We start from the raw sequence: 18,743 nt of genomic DNA, 5'->3' as shown, positions 1-18,743 counted from the left end.
CGAAGGCGCCGCGGTTGTGGCGACAAGCCGGTAAAAAGGTTGATCTAAATCATGGGTCAGTATTTTGGCTAAACGACTTCAGAGTTTTTTATATTGTCTATTTTCTGGCTATTTGGCAGGATGTCGCGGTTTGCCATCATTTTAATATTGAACAACGAACCATCGTAGCCAGGGAGATAGCCTTGAATCTGAAAAAAATAATGCTGCCATTCAGCCTGCTGAGTGGTCTGTGCCTACCGCTTGTAAGCTATGCAGCCCCTGAGCCAATGCAGCCGAGCGCTCCGGTAACGGTGCAATATGGCGGTAGCACTTACAGCATTTCATCGGTTTATACCTCCTATACAGCGAACCCCGACATCTTCACCGCACAGCCGTGGTGGGGGAATTCCGATCTGTCCTTCCCGTTGGCTGGTCTAGTAGCTGAAGCTGGTAATTTGGGCGTGTTTCTGCTCTTTGGTTACGGCATCGAGGCTGGCTATGTGTCGATCGACTATTACGATGAATATGATGAGTTGGTGATTCACTGCCCAATCCACTGCCCCCGTGTTGAGGACAGCTATCACTACGCCATAATCAGCGAGCTGGTCACCCTAGCCTCTTTGTCCAGCAGCCTGCAGTCCACTTCGCTCGGGCTGAACTCGCTCAACAGCGGGCTGAATATGATGATCAACGGCGCTCACAGCCGCCCGCTGTCCCGCTTGGTCGCGCCGGGCCAGAGCACCTTCTGGGTTGCTGGTGACTGGGGTACGGATGAACACGGCCAGCGCTCTGGCTCCACCGGTCTGGCTGAAGTGAGCGTTGGGCACAATTACGGTGCTGTGCAAGTTAGTGCTTCTCTGGGCCAGACGTGGGCGCGTCAGAATTTGAGCAACAGCGGCCGTGCCGAAAGTGACGGTCAATACCTGATGATTGAGGGTATCGTTCCCGTCTCGGAACAGCACAAGGTATATGCAACGGTTGGCGCATTTGGTCACTGGGGTGAAGCGGACATTCGTCGCGGCTACATCAGCCTGAGCACTCTTGACTCCTCGAAGGGAAATGCTGACTCCAATACCTGGGGCCTGCGTGCACGTCTTGATTGGGTCGATGCTCTGTCGCTGGGCAATACTGGTATCAGCCCCTACGCTGACCTGAGCTACACCCACTCCAAGCTGGATAGCTACACCGAAGAAGGCGGTGCGAATCCGGCTAGCTTCGATAGCCGCACCGATCGTTTCACCGAAGCGCGACTGGGCTTTGGGACTGAAACACCGCTGAGCTGGCTGGCCGGGTATAACCTGGTAGCTAACCTCGAGGCGGCTCATCGCTTCGAGGATCGCAGCGCCGGTGTCAGTGGCTCTATCGACGGCCTGTTCACGTTCAACCTGCCCGGCGAAGATTATCAGAACGACTGGTTGAAAGCGGGTGTGGGTGTCGAGGGTGCGCTGGGCGATGGTAAAGCTTCTGTGATGCTGAATGGCACCACTGACAGCGATCAGCCCGATATGTGGGTTGCAGCAAGCTACCAACTGGCGTTCTGATCTAGCCTGCTTTCTGGCCTGTAAAACAGCCCCGGTAACCTGCCAAGGTTGCCGGGGCTGTTTTTGTTTCGCATGGCTGCCAACACCATTTGGTGATCCCTGCTGTCCCCGATTTTTTCAATAAGGGTTCTGTGCACTTCTATCGATCACCTGCCCTAGTCGGTCGAAATCGATGTTGGCGCCGGAGTTGATGGCGATCAGGGTCTGGTCGCGGAGGCTCCCGCGGCGCACGTACTCGCGCAAGCCGGCGACAGCCAGTGCGCCAGAGGGTTCGGTGATGGACCGGGTGTCGTCGTAGATGTCGCGCACTGCGGCGCAGATGGCATCGTTGCTGACGGTGATCACCTCGTCGACGTAGCGCCGGCAGAGCTCGAAATTCAGCGCGCCGATCTGGGCGACTGCTACCCCGTCGGCAAAACGTCCAACCTCTGACAACACTACGCGCTGGTTGGCGGCTAATGCTGCCTGCAGGCAAGCTGACTCTGCGGACTCAACCCCGATTACGCGTACTTCTGGCCGCAGATACTTGATGTAGGCAGCTACTCCCGCGATCAGGCCGCCGCCGCCCACCGGCACAAATACTGCGTGCAAGCCACTCTGGTATTGGCGCAACAGCTCAACCGCGACAGTCCCCTGGCCGGCAATTACGTCTGGGTCGTCGAATGGCGGGACGAAGATGTAGCCGTATTTGTCAGCCAGTTGCAGCGCGTGCGCCAGTGCTTCGGGAAAGCTTTCGCCGTGCAATAGAGCGGTAGCGCCGCGTGCGCAGACACCTTCGACTTTGAGTCGCGGCGTGGTGGTGGGCATGACGATGAGCGCGCGTACACCGAGTCGCTGGGCGGCCAATGCCAGACCCTGTGCGTGGTTGCCGGCCGAGGCGGTGATCACGCCTCGCGCTCGCTCATTGGGCGTCAGGCGGGCGACACGGGTGTAAGCACCGCGAATCTTGAACGAGAACACCGGTTGCAGGTCTTCGCGTTTTAACAGGACCTGATTGTTCAGACTTGAGGACAGGCGCGGGGCAAATTGCAGCGGTGTCTCATTGGCAACGTCATAGACCGGCGCGGAGAGGATGCTGCCGACCAGCGCGCGTAATCGGGCAGTAGCGTTGTCATCGCACGGGTCGGTGTCGGTTTCGGGTGAAGAAATGGATAGCGCGGTTGTCATACGGTCTCCTAATGCTTTTTGCCTCGGAGACAGAACGAAAAACCCGCCTCAGAGGCGGGTTTGGGTGCGCACGATGCTAGCCCGCCGTTATGGGAATGGCGGTAATAATCATTCGGCTGGTCAGTACGCGTGTGCAGGTCATGGCCTGAATCTAGCGGCTGTGCCGGTGACGGTCAACTGCTTATTCCTTTGGCGCGAAGGGGTCGAGCAGATCTTCACTGCCGCGGGTGCGCTGATCGGCCGCGATCTGCGCCTCAAGATCGGCCTGGACGCGGGTATCCACCGCTGCGGGTGCCGAATCCTGTACCAGTGTTGCCGGTGCCGCGGTGCCCGGGCTGACTGCACTGCTGCGCTCGCTCAGCTGTACGCGGTAGATCGGTTCGGGCATGTCCATTCCGGCCGCTTCGAGTGCCAGTTTGACCAGGCGAATTCCCTCGCTCTTTACGCTGGCAAAGTCATGACTGCGCTGGTCTACCCAAGCTTGATAGCGAATTTGCACGTTGGAGTCGCCCAGTGCGGTGATATGGGCGCGTGGCGGCGGCGTGCTCAGCACGCCGTCAAGCGTGCGTAGCACGTCAACGCCAATCTGTTGGGCGCGTATCAGGTCCTCGTTGACACCGACACCGACATCAAAGGCAAAACGACGACTGGGGTTGCGGGTGTAGTTGAGCATCACACTGCTGAACACCAGCGCGTTGGGCAGACGTAGGTGATTGCCGTCCAGTGTCATGAGGATGGTTGCCCGCGAGGTCAGGGCGACGACGATGCCTTCATTGCCATCAATGACAACATGGTCCTTTGGCGAAAACGGCTGACGCAGGCTCATGAGAATGCCGGCAAGGTAGTTCTCCATGGTGCTCTTGAAGGCGAAGCCGAGCGCTACCCCCATCACACCGGCGGTGCCCAGCACGGCCCCGACCAGGGCGGTGGCGTCCATGATTTCCAGCGCAACTAGCAAGCCGACCAGGCTGATGATCCAGCGTATTGTGGTGCGGGTCAGCTCGCGAAGGAACGGGTTGCGTCGGGCGAGCCGATCCAGCAGCTGTCGGCGAGCCAGCCAACTGCCCAGCAGCCAAAACACTGCGGCTACCAGCAGTGCCAGCAAGAACAGCGGCAATGCGGCCAGCAGGTTATAACACTCTTCCAGCAGGCGTTGCAGGACGGCGTCCAGGTTGAATGTCAGGGTGTCTGCCATGCTCGCTTCCTTCGCTGGGCCGTGCGCTGCATCGGCGTTGTGGATCAATCGTCGCGGGTCAGCACTTCCAGCAGCTCGATCTCGAAGCGCAGGTTGCTGCCTGGCTTGATATGTTCGCCAACACTGCGCTCGCCATAGGCCAGCTCGGCCGGTACAAACAGCTGCCGGCGGCCGCCAACGCGCATGCCCATCAGGCCCTGATCCCAGCCCTTGATTACCCGGCCGGTGCCGATGACACACTGGAACGGGCGACCGCGCTGGTGCGATGAATCAAACACGGTGCCGTCTTCCAGCCTGCCGGTGTAGTGGGTGGTGATCAGTGCGCCCTTGACGCACTCCTTGCCATCGCCCAAGGTCAGGTCGGTAATTTGCAGCTGGTCGCTCATGTCGGTCTCCTTGGGCGGATGTAAGATGCATTGCAGCTGGCGAGTATAACCCTCAGATCGGAGCGAAGGCATGAACCAGATGGAACCGGTGCGCTGCAGCTGGTGCAGTGATGATCCCTTGTATCAGCGTTACCACGATGAAGAATGGGGTGTGCCCTGCCGGGAGGCGGACAGGCTGTTCGAGATGCTTATGCTGGAGGGCTTTCAGGCCGGTCTGTCGTGGATCACGGTGCTGCGCAAGCGCGAGCACTATCGGCAGGTTTACCGCGGGTTCGATATTGCCTTTATGGCCGATCAGTGCGATGAGGAGCTGCAAGCGCTGCTGCAGGATCCGGGCATCATTCGCAATCGGCTCAAGGTGTATGGCGCGCGGCGCAATGCGCGAGCCTGGCAACGTCTGAGTGCCGAGCGCGATCCGGTCGAGTGGCTCTGGCAGTTTGTCGGCGGGCAACCACTGATCCGTCACGCCGCCACGTTGGGCGAGATTCCGGCGCAGACCGTCGAGGCCAAGGCTATGAGCAAAGCGCTGCAGAAGGCGGACTTTACCTTTGTCGGGCCAACCATCTGCTACGCCTTTATGCAGGCGACCGGGATGGTGATGGACCATACGACGGATTGTCACTGTTACCCGGGGCTCAGTGGCTGACCCCGGTTCTCGCCCTCCCCGCCTGAGCGGCTTACAATGGCGGCTGATTTCTTGTTCGGAGCATTGCCGTGGAGCGGTTGAAAGGCGCCCTCATCGTTGGATTTCTCAAGCTGTTTGCCCTGCTTCCCTTCGGCGTGGCGCAGCGTCTTGGCGCGCTGGTCGGCTGGCTGATGTGGAAGTTGCCGAACCGCTCGCGTGACGTCACCCGGATCAACCTCAGCCACTGCATGCCGGAGCTCAGTGAGAGCGAGCTGAATGATCTGGTGCGTCGTACCCTGCTCGACACCGGACGCAGTTTCGCCGAAAGCGCCTGTGCCTGGATGTGGTCACCACAGAAGACCGTCGGGCTGATCAAGGAAGTCGAAGGCGAGCACCTGCTCACAGAGGCGCTGGCCGCGGGTAAGGGCGTGGTCGGCATCACCAGTCATCTGGGTAACTGGGAAGTGCTCAACCACTGGTACTGCCTGCGCGCCAAGCCGATCATCTTCTACCGGCCACCCAAACAGAAGGCGGTCGATGAGCTGCTGCAGCGTCAGCGCACCCAGCTTGGCAACAAGGTTGCCGCCTCCACCCGCGAAGGCATCATCAGTGTGATGCGTGAAGTGCGGCGCGGCGGCGCGGTGGGCATTCCGGCAGATCCAGAGCCAGCGCTCAAGAGCGGCCTGTTCGTGCCTTTCTTTGCCACCCAGGCGCTGACCAGCAAGTTCGTTCCCAACCTGCTCAAGGGCAGCGAGGCACAGGCACTGTTCTTCCACTGTGTGCGCTTGCCTGACAACAGCGGCTTCAAGGTGATCCTTGAGGCGGCGCCAGACGCGCTTTACAGCAAGGATGAGTACGAAGCGGTGGCCTGCATGAGCAAGGTCATCGAAGACTACGTGCGCCGTTGGCCGAGCCAGTACATGTGGAGCATGAAGCGGTTCAAAAAAAGGCCAGCCGGAGAGAAACGCTGGTATTAAAGTGGTGGCCGGCCTGTGCTACGGTTGGCAGCGGGCCGTCGGTGCAGGCGGCCCCTATTAGACCTCACAGCAGTGTGGCTTTTTGGGGGAAAGGGAGTGACCAACCAGCGACAGCATCCGCGGACGCCAATGAAGGCGCAGATCCGTATCTGGCATGCCGCCTTCGGCGACATTCTTGCGCATACCCGTGATCTTTCCGACGGCGGGGTGTTTGTCGAACACCCGCTGATGGGGGAGCTGAACAACGGTGATGAGGTCACCGGTCAGGTCCAGGGCATGCCCTTCGAAGCGCCGGTACTGCGCATGCAGGTGCAGCGCGCGGTGCCCGGCGTCGGCGCTGGGATGGCCTTTCTCGAAGAAGCCTGATCCCTGCCTCAGCGGCGCCAGAACATCGGCGACAACAGCACGAGCAGTGTGAATACTTCCAGTCGGCCAAGCAGCATGGCGAAGCTCAGTACCCACTTTACGCCACTGTCCAGATTGCCGTAGTGAACGGCAACCTCGCCCAGACCCGGGCCGAGGTTGTTGATGCACGCAGTCAGCGCCGAGAAGGCGGTGACGAAGTCCAGACCGGTGCCCAGCAGGATCAAGAACAGCATCGCGAAGGCGAAGACGTACACCGCACAAAAGCCCCAGACCGCCTCCACCACTCGATCCGGTACCGGACTGTCACCCAGTTTGACCGGGAACACCCCATGCGGGTGCAGCAGTCGTTTGATCTCCCGTGAGCCCTGTTTGTACAGCAGCAGCACCCGAATCACCTTCATGCCGCCGCCGGTTGAACCTGCGCAGGCGCCGATAAAACTGGCGTACAGCAGCAGGTACGGCAACAGGGTTGGCCAGCTGGAGAAGTCGGTAACCCCGAAGCCGGTAGTGGTGGCAATCGATACCGTCTCGAACGCGGCGAAGCGCACCGAGGTCCAGACATCGTGGTGCTGATAGTGCACCAGCACGGCGAAACAGATGATGAACAGCGCCAGCAGGATCAATACGTAGGCGCGGCATTCCGGGTCTTGCCAGTAATTGCGCAGCGAGCGGTAACGCCAGGCGAGAAAATGCAGGGCGAAGTTGATGCCGGAAATCAGCATGAACAGGATACAGATCGACTCGATCAGCGGGCTGTTGTAATAGCCGATACTCGCGTCGTGGGTCGAGAAACCGCCGATGGCGACGGTTGAAAAGCTGTGGCCGATGGCGTTGAACAGATCCATGCCGGCAGCCCAGTAAGCCAGCGCGCAGGCCACGGTCAGACCGGCGTAAATGTACCAGAGCACCTTGGCGGTCTCGGCGATCCGCGGGGTGAGTTTATTTTCCTTCAACGGGCCCGGCATCTCGGCGCGGTACAGCTGCATGCCGCCGACGCCCAGCATCGGCAGAATCGCCACTGCCAGCACGATGATCCCCATGCCACCGAACCATTGCAGTTGCTGGCGGTAGTACAACAGGGCACGTGGCAAGGTATCCAGGCCGGTTATGACCGTGGCGCCGGTGGTGGTCAAGCCAGAAAACGATTCGAATACGGCGTCAGCAACGGTCAGGTCCGGGGTATCCAGCAACCACAACGGCACCGCACCGAACAGACCGAGAACCAGCCAGAACAGAACGGTAATCAGGTAGCCGTCGCGGGTGCGCAGTTCGTTCCGGCGCCCGCGCACCGGCAGCCAGATCAATGCGCCGGCCAGCAGGGTGATCACAAAGCTGCCGAGGAAGGCATGCATCGCCTCCTCGTGGTAATACCAGCCGACCGCCGCCGCCGGCAGCATGCTGGTCGAGAAGAGCATCAGCAAAATGCCGATGATGCGCTGTATCTGTGGATACTGCATGGTGCGGATCGCCTCAGAAGAAGGTCAGGCCGACCTGGAACAGACGCTCCACATCGCGGATGTATTTCTTGTCGATCACGAACAGGATGACATGATCATCGGATTCGATCACGGTCGAGTCGTGGGCAATCAGCACTTCGTCGTCGCGAACGATGGCGCCGATGGTCGTACCCGGTGGCAGATCAATCTGACCAATCGACTTGCCGACGACCTTTGACGAGCGCGCGTCGCCGTGGGCAACCGCCTCAATCGCCTCGGCCGCGCCACGGCGCAGCGAGTAGACGTTGACGATATCGCCGCGCCGAACGTGGGTCAGCAGAGTACCGATGGTGGCCTGTGAGGGTGAAATGGCGATGTCGATCTCGCCACCCTGCACCAGATCGACATAGGCCGGGTTGTTGATCAGTGTCATTACCTTGCGTGCGCCCAAGCGCTTGGCCAGCATCGACGACATGATGTTGGCCTCGTCGTCGTTGGTGATGGCACAGAAGATATCGACGTCTTCGATGTTCTCTTCGATCAGCAGCTCGCGGTCTGACGCGCTGCCGTGCAGCACTACGGTGCGGTCGAGGTTCTGCGACAGGTAGTCTGCGCGGGCCTTGCTGGCTTCGATGATCTTGACTTGGTAGCGGCTCTCGATGGCCTCGGCCAGCCGTTCACCGATGTTGCCACCGCCGGCAATGACCACCCGCTTGTGGGTCTTCTCGACCCGGCGCAGCTCGCTCATCACCGCGCGGATATCGCGGCTGGCGGCGATGAAAAACACCTCGTCGTCGGCCTCGATGATGGTGTCGCCCTTGGGAATGATCGGACGGTCCTTGCGGAAGATCGCCGCCACCCGGGTGTCGACACCGGGCATGTGCTGGCGCAGGAAACGCAGCTCCTGGCCGACCAGCGGGCCGCCGTAGTAGGCGCGCACCGCCACCAGCTGGGCCTTGCCCTCGGCGAAGTCGAGCACCTGCAGCGCGCCTGGGTTTTCGATCAGGCGTTTGACGTAATTGGTGACCACCTGTTCGGGGCTGATCAGCACGTCGATCGGCACCGCTTCGTTGTGGAACAGCCCGCCACGGGTCAGATAGGCCGATTCGCGTACCCGGGCAATCTTGGTCGGGGTACGGAACAGGGTGTAGGCCACCTGGCAGGCGATCATGTTGGTTTCGTCGCTGCTGGTGACCGCAATCAGCATGTCGGCATCATCGGCACCGGCCTGACGCAGCACGGTCGGGAAGGAGCCCTTGCCCTGTACCGTGCGGATATCCAGGCGATCGCCCAGCTCGCGCAGGCGCGCGGTGTCGGTGTCGATCACGGTGATGTCGTTGGCTTCGCTGGCCAGCTGCGCTGCCAGACTGCCGCCGACCTGACCGGCACCAAGGATGATGATCTTCATGCCGCAGACTCCCTGTTCTTCTGTTGCGGGCTGGCACTGAGCTTGATCAGGCGGGCCAGATAAAAGCCGTCGTGGCCATCGGCCTGCGGCAGCAGCTGGCGGCCGCAGGGTTGGGCAATGCCGTAGTCGCCGCTGATGTCCAGCAGGCGTGCGCCCGGCTCGCGGGCGAGGAACGCCTCGATCACGCGGGTATTTTCGTCCGGCAGCACCGAGCAGGTGGCGTAAACCAGAATGCCGCCCACCTCCAGCGTAGGCCAGAGTGCGTCCAGCAGCTCACCCTGCAGCGCTGCCAATGGCGCTATATCGGCTGACTTGCGGGTCAGCTTGATGTCCGGGTGGCGACGTATTACCCCGGTAGCAGAGCACGGAGCGTCCAGCAGGATACGCTGGAAGGGCGTGCCGTCCCACCATTGATCGACAGCGCGGCCGTCGGCGGCGATCAGTCGGGCGTTCAGCTGCAGACGTTGGAGGTTCTCCTCGACGCGCTTCAGCCGCGCCGGTTCCAGGTCCAGCGCCACCACTTCGGCGAGATCCGGCTGCTGCTCAAGAATCTGACAGGTCTTGCCGCCGGGTGCGCAGCAGGCGTCCAGTACCCGCAAGCCCGGTTTGAGGTCCAGCAGCGGGGCGGCCAGCTGTGCTGCTTCGTCCTGCACGCTGACCAGTCCGTCGGCAAAACCGGGCAGCGCGATCACGTCGCAGGGGCTGGTCAGTTGGATGCCGACGGTGCTGAACGGGCAGGCGCTGGCCTGGATACCGGCGTCGGTCAATTGCTGCAGATAGGCGTCGCGGCTCAGTCGCCGTTGATTGACCCGCAGGGTCATCGGCGGATGCAGGTTGTTGGCGCCGGTGATCGCATTGAGCTGATCGGGCCAGGCGCGTTGCAGGCGCTTGTACAGCCAGCCGGGGTGCGCGCATTGCTGAGAGGGAGACTTGTCGACCGTAGCCAGCAGCGTGTCGCCCTCGCGTTGCACGCGGCGCAGTACCGCGTTGAGCAGGCCTTTGGCCCACGGCTTGTCGAGGCTGACGGCGGCGTTGACGGTTTCGGCAATCGCTGCGTGCGCCGGAATGCGCAGGTACAGCAATTGGTAGAGGCCGACCAGCAGCAGTGCGTGCAGATCCTGATCAGTCGGCTTCATCGGCTTATTCAGCAGCTCACGGGCCAGGCCTTCAAGGCGGTTGTACCAACGCGCGGTGCCGAAGGCCAGCTCCTGTACCAGCCCCTGATCCCGCGGTGCGACCGCCTTCAGCTGGGCTGGCAGGCTGCCGCCGAGCGACGCCTTGCCCGCCAGCACGGCTGTCAGAGCGCGGGCCGCTGCCGCGCGGGCATTCACTGACCGTTACCCAGTGTCAGGCCGGGCGCGAACTGGTCGCGACGGGAGTTGTACAGATCGGCAAAGGCCAGCGGCTTGCCACCCGGTAACTGCAGACGGGTCAGACGCAGCGCGCCGGTGCCGCAGGCCACCAGCAGACCCTGTTTCTCGCAAGCCAGCACCTGGCCGGGTGCGCCGTGCCCTTCGCCAACCTCCGCGGCCCAGACCTTGAGCGGCTTACCGTCGAGTTGGGCGTGGGCCAGAGGCCATGGGTTGAAGGCGCGGATCAGGCAGTCCAGCTCGCTGGCCGGGCGCTGCCAGTCAATCGCTGAAACCTGCTTGTTCAGCTTGTGTGCATAGGTGGCCAACGCGTCGTCCTGCACTTCGCCTTGCAGGGTACCGACAGCCAGACCTTCGATTGCCTGGATTACCGCGGGTGGGCCCAGTTCGGCCAGCCGGTCGTGCAAACTGCCGCCCGTGTCTTCGCTGCTGATCGGGGTGGTGACCTTCAGCAGCATCGGGCCGGTGTCCAGTCCGGCCTCCATTTGCATTACCGTCACGCCGGTTTCGTGGTCACCCGCCTCGATGGCGCGCTGAATCGGCGCCGCTCCGCGCCAGCGCGGCAGCAGCGAGGCGTGGCTGTTGATGCAGCCAAGGCGAGGAATATCTAGCACCGCCTGCGGCAGGATCAGACCATAGGCGACCACCACCAGCAGATCGGGCTTGAGCTCGGCCAGCGCCTGCTGATCTGCGGCTTCGCGCAGACGTTCAGGTTGCATTACCGGCAGGCCATGCTCAAGCGCGAGTGTCTTGACCGCACTCATCGTCAGCTTCTGGCCGCGGCCAGCGGGGCGGTCCGGCTGGGTATAGACGGCCACGATATTCAGGCCGGCATCAATCAGCGCCTGTAGATGGGCGGCGGCAAATTCCGGTGTTCCGGCAAAAACGATACGTAGGTCGGTCGGCTTCATGGGAGTCCGTAAAGAAAAGGCTTGCCGAAGCAAGCCTTGTTATTTCGCTGACAAATCAGGCGTTTGCCTGGCTGCGATGGATTTTCTCCAATTTCTTGCGAATGCGGTCACGCTTGAGGTTGGACAGGTAATCCACAAACAGCTTACCGTTCAGGTGGTCGCATTCGTGCTGGATGCAGACGGCCAGCAACCCATCGTAGATCTCGTCAAACGGGTTGCCGTCACGATCCAGTGCCTTGACTCTGACGCGCTCCGGGCGCTCGACGTTTTCATAGAAGCCAGGAACGGACAGACAGCCCTCCTGCATCTGTTCGAGATCCTCGGTCAGCGGTTCCAGCTCGGGATTGATGAAAACGCGCGGCTCGGACTTGTCTTCGGAGATGTCGATAACCACGACCCGTTCGTGCACGTTGACCTGTGTAGCAGCAAGGCCGATGCCGGGTGCGTCGTACATGGTCTCGAACATGTCATCGACAAGTTGCTGGATTCTCGCGTCCACTGCTACCACCGGTTTGGCTACGGTGCGCAGTCGCGGGTCGGGGAATTCCAGAATGTTCAGAATAGCCATAGGGGTTTGTACCGCTTTGTCTGGAACAAATCTAAATTGTGCTGCTAAGATTATGAGCAGCTTGGAAATAAAGCGGGTCTAGCGTGTGGGAGCACGTCGTCAGACCTAGATGCTGGCCTCTATAATAAAGGGATTCGTGTCATGAGGAAAACACTACTCGGCCTCGTGTTGCTCGCGGCGAGCGTATGGGTGCAGGCGCAGGAACCTGTTCTCAGGGAAGACCACCCCGACAGCTACACCGTGGTCAAGGGCGACACCCTCTGGGATATCTCCGGGCGTTTTCTCAATCTGCCCTGGAAATGGCCGGAAATCTGGCACGCCAACCCGCAGATCGCTAACCCCCACCTGATCTATCCGGGCGATATCATTTCTCTGGTTTACATCGACGGTCAGCCGCGGCTGATGGTCAACCGTGGCGCGGGTGGCAACATCAAGCTGTCGCCGCAGGCCCGGGTCAAGCCGATTGCAGAAGCCATTCCGGCGATTCCGCTGGATGCGATCAACTCGTTCCTGCGCGCAGGCCGGGTAGTTGAAGATGAAGCCGCTATCGAGATGGCGCCTTACATCATTGGTGGTGAGGCCGAGAGCGTGGTGCTGGGCGCGGGCAACAAGGTCTATGCGCGCGGCGACTTCTCTCGCAACCTGCCAGCCTATGACATCTACCGTCGCGGCAAGACCTACGTTAATCCCGAAACCGGCGAACTGCTGGGTATCCACCTGCAGGAAATCGGCAACGGCAACGTCGCGGCAGTCGAAGGTGACATCGCCACAGTGCATGTCACTCGCAGCCGCCAGGAAGTGCTGGTCAACGACCGCCTGCTGGAATCGGAGGAGCGTCCGGTCGCATCTACCTTCTTCCCCAGCGAGCCGAGCCAGCAGATCGACGGCCTGATCATGGACGTGCCGAACGGCGTGACCCAGATCGGTCAGTACGATGTGGTGTTGTTGGACAAGGGTGAGCGCGACGGTCTGGCCGTTGGCAACGTGCTGGCGATCTACAAGACCGGCGAAGTCGTCCGTGACCGCGTGCGCAACGAGCGCGTGCAGCTGCCCGCCGAGCGTGCTGGTCTGCTGATGGTGTTCCGCGTCTATAACAAGATGAGCTATGGCATCGTGCTGCAAGCCAGCCGCCAGATGGCGATTCTTGATCAGGTCCGCAATCCCTGAGCAAAAACGCAGTGACAAGGCCGCCTTCGGGCGGCTTTGTTGTTTAAGCTGTTGGCTTTTTGCAGATCAGGGATGATCCATGGTTACCGACCTGTCCGCCGAGCGGCAGGCCTGGTTGGAGTTGATGCTGCTTGACGGCGTCGGCCCCCGCTTTTTCCAGCGCTTGCGCTCGCATGCCCTCTCCCCGCTTGATTTCATGTCCGCCGACCTTGCCGCACTGGCCGGCCTTGGCGTCCCTCCGACGGTGTTGGCCAGCCTGCGCTGCTGGCGCGAGGGTGACCCGCTGCTGCGCGAGCGGTTTGCCCTGGCGCTCGACTGGCAGCAGCAGGAAGGCTGCCGTCTGCTGTATCTGGATGAGGCGGACTACCCACCGCTGCTGGCGGCCATCAGCGATCCGCCGCCGGTGCTGTTTGTGCGAGGTCGGGTCGAGGTACTGCACGATCCGCAGATCGCCATGGTTGGCACCCGTCATCCGAGCCCGCTGGGCGCAGAGACCGCCCGACGCTTTGCCCGCGAGTTCTGCCGCGCCGGTCTGACCGTGACCAGCGGCATGGCGTTGGGGGTCGACGGTGCCTGCCATCAGGGCGCACTGGACGACGGCGGACAGACGGTCGCCGTGTGGGGCACCGGTCTTGAGCGTTGCTATCCGCGTCGCCACCGCAAACTGGCCGAGGCGATTGTCGATACCGGCGGCGCGCTGGTCTCGGAGCTATGGCCGGACAGTGAGCCGCATCCGGCCCAGTTTCCGCGCCGGAATCGGATTATCAGTGGCCTGAGTCTGGGCACGCTGGTAGTCGAGGCCAGCCTCAACAGTGGCTCGCTGATCACCGCGCGCATGGCACTGGAGCAGAACCGCGAGGTGTTTGCCATGCCCGGCTCGATTCATAACGTGCAGGCGCGCGGTTGCCATCGGTTGCTACGCGAGGGGGCGTGTCTGGTCGAGCAGGTGCAGGACGTGCTGGATGCACTGCGGCTGCCGCTGACGGCGGCGCTGGAGGAGCCAGAAGACAGTGTGCAGAGCGCCCCGGATACCCCACTCTGGCGTTGGCTGGGCTGCGACCCGGTCAGCCCTGATTGGCTGGCCCAGCACTCGGGCATCAGCATGCCGGAGGTGTTGCAGCAGTTGCTGGAGCTGGAGTTGGCCGGGCAGGTGCTGGTGGGGCCAGCGGGATATTGTCGCCGTCAGCCTTGAGTGCCGCGCCGGGCTCGGCTACTGTCGCAGGCAATCAATCAAGGTGGAGTTCACATGCTGGCAAACTGGCGCATTACTCGTCTGAATCGCCTGCTGCAGGCAGGCGGCGTGATTGCCTATCCGACTGAAGGCGTCTGGGGGCTGGGCTGCAATCCGTGGAACGGCTCGGCGGTAGAGCGCCTGCTCGACCTCAAGCAGCGCCCGGTCCATAAGGGGCTGATTCTGATCGCCGGCGAGATCGAGCAGTTCGACTTCCTGCTTTGGGACCTGCCGGACGCCCAGCTGGCCAAGCTGCGCCTGTCCTGGCCGGGCCCGAATACCTGGCTAGTGCCGCATCAGGGCCGCCTGCCTGAGTGGATCACCGGTGTGCACGACACCGTGGCGCTGCGGGTGACCACCCACCCGATCGTGCGCCAGTTGTGCGCTGCCGCTGGGCCGCTGGTATCGACGTCGGCCAACCCGGGCGGGCGTCCGGCGGCGCGTTCGCGCCTGCGGGTCGAGCAGTATTTTCATGGCGAACTGGACGCCATCGTCCCCGGTGCGTTGGGTGGCGCGCGTAATCCCAGTATCATTCGCGATCTGCAAACTGACCAAGTCATACGCGGCGCCTGAGCCGCCCGGAGAGAATCCACGTGAAACAGGACCAACCCAGCGCCGCCGATGTTGCCGCGGTAAAAGCCTATCTGATGGATCTGCAGGACCGTATCTGCGCCGCCCTGGCGGCGGCCGACGGCCGTGAGCAGTTCATCGAGGACGCCTGGGAGCGGCCCGGTGGCGGTGGTGGCCGCTCGCGGATCATCACCGAGGGCGCGTTGCTGGAAAAGGGCGGCGTCGGCTTCTCCCACGTGTTTGGCGACGGCATGCCGCCGTCCGCTACCGCGCATCGCCCCGAGCTGGCTGGCCGGCATTTTCAGGCCATGGGCGTGTCGCTGGTGATGCACCCGGAAAACCCTTTCGTGCCGACGTCCCACGCCAACGTGCGGTTCTTTATCGCCGAGAAAGACGGCGCCGATCCGGTCTGGTGGTTCGGCGGCGGCTTCGATCTGACCCCTTACTACGCCAATGAGGAAGACTGCGTGCACTGGCACCGAGTGGCCCGCGACGCCTGCGCGCCCTTTGGTGATGATGTGTACCCGCGCTTCAAGAAATGGTGCGACGAGTATTTCTACCTCAAGCACCGTGGCGAGGCCCGTGGCATTGGTGGCCTGTTCTTCGATGACCTGAACGAATGGGGTTTTGAGCGCAGCTTTGCCTTCTTGCGCGCCATCGGAGACGCCTATCTTGAGGCCTATCTGCCGATTCTCGAGCGCCGCCGTAACAGCGCCTATAGCGCCGAACAGAAGCAGTTCCAGGAATTCCGTCGTGGCCGCTACGTCGAGTTCAACCTGGTTTACGACCGCGGCACCCTGTTCGGTCTGCAGACCGGCGGGCGCACCGAGTCGATCCTGATGTCGCTGCCGCCGACCGTGCGCTGGGGCTACAACTGGCAGCCCGAGCCGGGCAGCCCGGAAGCCGAGCTGACCGAGCGCTACCTCTCCCCGCGTGACTGGCTGGCAGGAGACGCCTGATGGACCGTTACGCCGTTGTCGGCAACCCGATCGAGCACAGCAAGTCGCCGCTGATCCATGCCATGTTCGCCGAGCAGACCGGTCAGCAGCTGGAGTACGGCAAGCTGCTGGCGCCACTCGACAACTTTATCGGCACGGTGCGCGACTTTCTGCGCGAGGGCCGTGGCGTCAATGTGACCGTGCCATTCAAGGAGCAGGCCTGGGCGCTGGTCGATGAACACACCCCGGCGGCCGAGCGCGCCGGTGCAGTCAACACCATCCTGCGTCGCGAGGACGGCAGCCTGCTCGGTGACAACACCGACGGCAAGGGGCTGGTGCGTGACATCGAGGTTAATTCGGGCTTGTCGCTGAAGGGGCTGAGCGTGTTGCTGGTCGGTGCCGGTGGCGCCGCCCGTGGGGTGATTCAACCGCTGTTGGCGGCGGAGCCGGCGCACCTGTGCGTGATCAACCGCACGGTCAGCAAGGCGGAAGAGCTGGCGGCGCTGTTTGTCGATCAGGGGCCGATCGCCGCTGCCGGCCTGCAATGGCTGGTCGAGCCGGTAGACCTGATCATCAATGCGACGTCGGCGAGTCTGGCCGGTGAACTGCCGCCTATTCCCGACAGCCTGATCAAGCCCGGCCACACCTGGTGCTATGACATGATGTACGGCGCCGAAGAGACCCCGTTCAACCGCTGGGCCCGAGAGCGCGGCGCGGCGCGCTGCATCGATGGCCTCGGCATGCTGGTGGAGCAGGCCGCCGAGGCCTTTGCCCTGTGGCGCGGCGTCCGTCCGGACACTGCGCCGGTGCTGGCCGCGTTACGTCAGGCCTGACGCGGCATTGCAGCGGCCAACTCGGCAGTCAGCCCGAGCGCCGCTGCCACGCCGCCCTGCTGCAGCGCCTCGATCAGCGCTGAACCCACCACCACCCCATCGGCGACCTGCGCCAGCGGCGCTGCCTGCTCGGCCCGGCGCACGCCAAAGCCAACGCAGATCGGCACACTGCCCTGCGCGCGAATGCCTTCCAATGCCTGCGCCACCGCGGTGTGATCCGCTGCGCCGACGCCGGTGACGCCGTTGTGCGAGACGTAGTAGAGAAAGCCGCTGGCGTGCTCCAGCACTCTGGGCAGGCGCTGGGCGTCAGTGGTTGGCGTTGCCAGACGAATCATCTGCAGACCGGCGTCGCGCGCTGTCGGGCCCAGTTCGTTGTCGTGCTCGGGCGGCAGGTCGACCACCAGCAGGGCGTCCACACCGGCCTCTGCGGCGTCACGAATAAAGTCCGCACCGCCGTAGCGATGGATCGGGTTGTAGTAACCCATCAGCACCAGCGGCGTGCTCTGGTTCTGTTCGCGGAAACGGCGCACCAGCTCCAGCGTGCGCTGCTGATTCTGCCCACCCTGCAGGGCGCGCAGGGCCGCGGCCTGAATGGTCGGGCCGTCGGCGGTCGGGTCGCTGAACGGCATGCCCAGTTCGATGATATCGGCGCCTGCGGCGGGCAGGCCCTGCAGCAGTTCCAGACTGGTATCGAAGTCCGGATCACCGGCGCAGATGTAGGTCACCAGGGCCGCGCGGTTGTCACGGGCGCAGTCGGCAAAGCGGGTTTCCAGACGGCTCATTTTCCTTCCTCCATCAGACCCAGAATGGTCGGCATATCCTTGTCGCCACGGCCGGACAGGCAGACCACCATCAGGTGATCCTTTGGCAGCGTCGGCGCGCGGCGCGCCACTTCGGCCAGCGCGTGCGAGGTTTCCAGCGCCGGGATAATGCCTTCGGTGCGGCAGCAGTTGTGGAAGGCGTCCAGCGCCTGCTGATCGGTTACCGCGACGTATTCGATGCGGCCCTGCTCGTGCAACCAGGCGTGTTCGGGGCCAATGCCGGGGTAGTCCAGACCGGCGGAGATCGAGTGGGCGTCGGCGATCTGACCGTCACCGTCTTGCAGCAGGTAGGTGCGGTTGCCGTGCAGCACGCCGGGCGTGCCGCCCTTCAGGCTGGCGGCGTGCTTACCGGTGTCGATGCCGTGACCGGCCGCTTCCACGCCGACTATCTGCACCTCGGGGTAATCGAGGAACGGATGGAACAGGCCCATGGCGTTCGAGCCACCGCCGATACAGGCGACCAGGCTATCGGGCAGACGGCCCTCGCGTTCCAGCATCTGCTGATGCGCCTCACGGCCGATGATCGCCTGAAAGTCGCGTACCAGCGTTGGGTAGGGGTGCGGGCCGGCCACGGTGCCGATCATGTAGAAGGTGTTGTCGACGTTGGTCACCCAGTCGCGCAGCGCCTCGTTCATGGCGTCCTTGAGGGTGCCGGTGCCGGAGGTCACGGGGACGATCTCGGCGCCCAGCAGGCGCATGCGGGCGACGTTGTCACGCTGACGGTGGATGTCGGTCGCGCCCATGTAGACCACGCACTGCAGGCCAAAGCGCGCGCAGACGGTGGCGGTGGCCACGCCGTGCATGCCGGCGCCGGTCTCGGCGATGATCCGCTGCTTGCCCATGCGGCGGGCCAGCAGGGCCTGGCCGATGCAGTTGTTGATCTTGTGCGCGCCGGTGTGGTTCAGCTCCTCGCGCTTGAAGAAGATCTTCGCGCCGCCGTACTGCTCGGTCAGCCGTTCGGCGAAATACAGCGGGCTGGGGCGGCCGATGAACTCGGCGTTGAAGCGGTCCAGCTCGGCAATAAAGGCGGGCTCGGCGCGGGCTTCGTTGTAGGCCTGCTCCAGTTGCAGCACCAGCGGCATCAGCGACTCGGCCACAAAGCGGCCGCCAAACTGGCCGAACTGACCGAGCGCGTCGGCTTCACGGCGATAATTATGATTGGGCATGGAATACCTCCTGAACGATGGACGCAGATTAGGGCAGGCAGGGTGCAGAAAAAATCGATAAGATGGCCGCAACCTGTGAGAAAAAGTG

18 protein-coding genes and 1 pseudogene are annotated in these 18,743 nt (G+C 62.6%); 9 read left to right on the top strand and 10 right to left on the bottom strand.

Annotated elements, in window-relative coordinates:
* The first annotated feature begins 14 nt into the window (after window positions 1-14).
* Window positions 15-1,520, top strand: a complete 1,506-nt coding sequence (locus AAFM31_RS04640) for an autotransporter outer membrane beta-barrel domain-containing protein (protein ID WP_341706742.1) — start codon at window positions 15-17, stop codon at window positions 1,518-1,520.
* Window positions 1,521-1,655: 135 nt separating this feature from the next.
* Here AAFM31_RS04640 and ilvA read toward each other — a convergent pair.
* The 3 genes and pseudogenes from ilvA to AAFM31_RS04625 all read right to left on the bottom strand — a co-directional run.
* Window positions 1,656-2,687: pseudogene (ilvA, locus tag AAFM31_RS04635) on the bottom strand (threonine ammonia-lyase, biosynthetic); the annotation flags it as partial.
* Between the two features lie 181 nt (window positions 2,688-2,868).
* The gene (locus tag AAFM31_RS04630) at window positions 2,869-3,882 is read right to left on the bottom strand and encodes a mechanosensitive ion channel family protein (protein ID WP_341706741.1); all 1,014 of its coding nucleotides are present in this window, start codon (window positions 3,880-3,882) and stop codon (window positions 2,869-2,871) included.
* Window positions 3,883-3,926: 44 nt separating this feature from the next.
* Window positions 3,927-4,268, bottom strand: a complete 342-nt coding sequence (locus tag AAFM31_RS04625) for an FKBP-type peptidyl-prolyl cis-trans isomerase (protein WP_341706740.1) — start codon at window positions 4,266-4,268, stop codon at window positions 3,927-3,929.
* A gap of 79 nt (window positions 4,269-4,347) precedes the next feature.
* On the opposite strand from AAFM31_RS04625, the gene AAFM31_RS04620 reads away from it, so the two are divergent.
* From AAFM31_RS04620 to AAFM31_RS04610, 3 genes are all read left to right on the top strand, one after another.
* On the top strand, window positions 4,348-4,914 hold the full coding sequence (locus AAFM31_RS04620) for a DNA-3-methyladenine glycosylase I (protein ID WP_341706847.1): 567 nt from the start codon (window positions 4,348-4,350) through the stop codon (window positions 4,912-4,914).
* 68 nt (window positions 4,915-4,982) lie between these two features.
* Entirely contained in the window at window positions 4,983-5,870 is an 888-nt protein-coding gene (locus AAFM31_RS04615; protein ID WP_341706739.1) for a lysophospholipid acyltransferase, read from the top strand.
* Between the two features lie 96 nt (window positions 5,871-5,966).
* Window positions 5,967-6,236 carry a PilZ domain-containing protein gene (locus AAFM31_RS04610; protein ID WP_341706738.1) on the top strand — a complete coding sequence of 90 codons (270 nt, stop codon included), beginning with the start codon at window positions 5,967-5,969 and terminating at the stop codon, window positions 6,234-6,236.
* 8 nt (window positions 6,237-6,244) lie between these two features.
* Here the strand turns inward: AAFM31_RS04610 and AAFM31_RS04605 are convergent, their stop codons facing one another.
* The 5 genes from AAFM31_RS04605 to def are packed head-to-tail and all read right to left on the bottom strand — an operon-like array spanning window position 6,245 to window position 11,929.
* Window positions 6,245-7,693, bottom strand: coding sequence for a TrkH family potassium uptake protein (locus tag AAFM31_RS04605; protein ID WP_341706737.1), 1,449 nt, complete (start codon window positions 7,691-7,693; stop codon window positions 6,245-6,247).
* Window positions 7,694-7,706: 13 nt separating this feature from the next.
* Window positions 7,707-9,080, bottom strand: a complete 1,374-nt coding sequence (gene trkA, locus AAFM31_RS04600; protein WP_341706736.1) for a Trk system potassium transporter TrkA — start codon at window positions 9,078-9,080, stop codon at window positions 7,707-7,709.
* A complete protein-coding gene (rsmB, locus tag AAFM31_RS04595; protein WP_341706735.1) occupies window positions 9,077-10,411 on the bottom strand; it encodes a 16S rRNA (cytosine(967)-C(5))-methyltransferase RsmB in 1,335 nt (444 codons plus the stop codon). Before rsmB ends, trkA begins: the two co-directional genes overlap by 4 nt.
* Complete coding sequence (gene fmt, locus AAFM31_RS04590; protein WP_341706734.1) at window positions 10,408-11,361, bottom strand: methionyl-tRNA formyltransferase; 954 nt, start codon at window positions 11,359-11,361, stop codon at window positions 10,408-10,410. Before fmt ends, rsmB begins: the two co-directional genes overlap by 4 nt.
* Window positions 11,362-11,416: 55 nt before the next feature.
* The gene (gene def, locus AAFM31_RS04585) at window positions 11,417-11,929 is read right to left on the bottom strand and encodes a peptide deformylase (protein WP_341706733.1); all 513 of its coding nucleotides are present in this window, start codon (window positions 11,927-11,929) and stop codon (window positions 11,417-11,419) included.
* A 141-nt stretch (window positions 11,930-12,070) separates the two neighbouring features.
* Between def and AAFM31_RS04580 the strand changes: the two genes are divergently transcribed.
* The 5 genes from AAFM31_RS04580 (at window position 12,071) to aroE (ending at window position 16,668) form a co-directional block, all read left to right on the top strand.
* Entirely contained in the window at window positions 12,071-13,096 is a 1,026-nt protein-coding gene (locus tag AAFM31_RS04580; protein WP_341706732.1) for a LysM peptidoglycan-binding domain-containing protein, read from the top strand.
* Between the two features lie 79 nt (window positions 13,097-13,175).
* On the top strand, window positions 13,176-14,288 hold the full coding sequence (gene dprA / locus AAFM31_RS04575) for a DNA-processing protein DprA (protein WP_341706731.1): 1,113 nt from the start codon (window positions 13,176-13,178) through the stop codon (window positions 14,286-14,288).
* Window positions 14,289-14,342: 54 nt separating this feature from the next.
* A complete protein-coding gene (locus AAFM31_RS04570; RefSeq protein WP_341706730.1) occupies window positions 14,343-14,900 on the top strand; it encodes an L-threonylcarbamoyladenylate synthase in 558 nt (185 codons plus the stop codon).
* A 20-nt stretch (window positions 14,901-14,920) separates the two neighbouring features.
* Entirely contained in the window at window positions 14,921-15,856 is a 936-nt protein-coding gene (gene hemF / locus AAFM31_RS04565) for an oxygen-dependent coproporphyrinogen oxidase (protein WP_341706729.1), read from the top strand.
* Window positions 15,856-16,668, top strand: a complete 813-nt coding sequence (gene aroE, locus AAFM31_RS04560) for a shikimate dehydrogenase (protein ID WP_341706728.1) — start codon at window positions 15,856-15,858, stop codon at window positions 16,666-16,668. The genes hemF and aroE overlap by 1 nt, the downstream gene beginning before the upstream one ends.
* Here the strand turns inward: aroE and trpA are convergent.
* Window positions 16,659-17,450 (bottom strand): tryptophan synthase subunit alpha, encoded by a 792-nt coding sequence (gene trpA, locus AAFM31_RS04555; RefSeq protein ID WP_341706727.1) that lies wholly within the window; start codon window positions 17,448-17,450, stop codon window positions 16,659-16,661. The genes aroE and trpA overlap by 10 nt on opposite strands.
* Window positions 17,447-18,655 (bottom strand): tryptophan synthase subunit beta, encoded by a 1,209-nt coding sequence (gene trpB, locus AAFM31_RS04550; RefSeq protein WP_341706726.1) that lies wholly within the window; start codon window positions 18,653-18,655, stop codon window positions 17,447-17,449. Before trpB ends, trpA begins: the two co-directional genes overlap by 4 nt.
* Window positions 18,656-18,743 lie beyond the last annotated feature (88 nt).

It is taken from the genome of Halopseudomonas sp., from assembly GCF_038130085.1.
Classification (GTDB): domain Bacteria; phylum Pseudomonadota; class Gammaproteobacteria; order Pseudomonadales; family Pseudomonadaceae; genus Halopseudomonas.
This window is presented reverse-complemented; position numbering and strand designations above follow the sequence as displayed.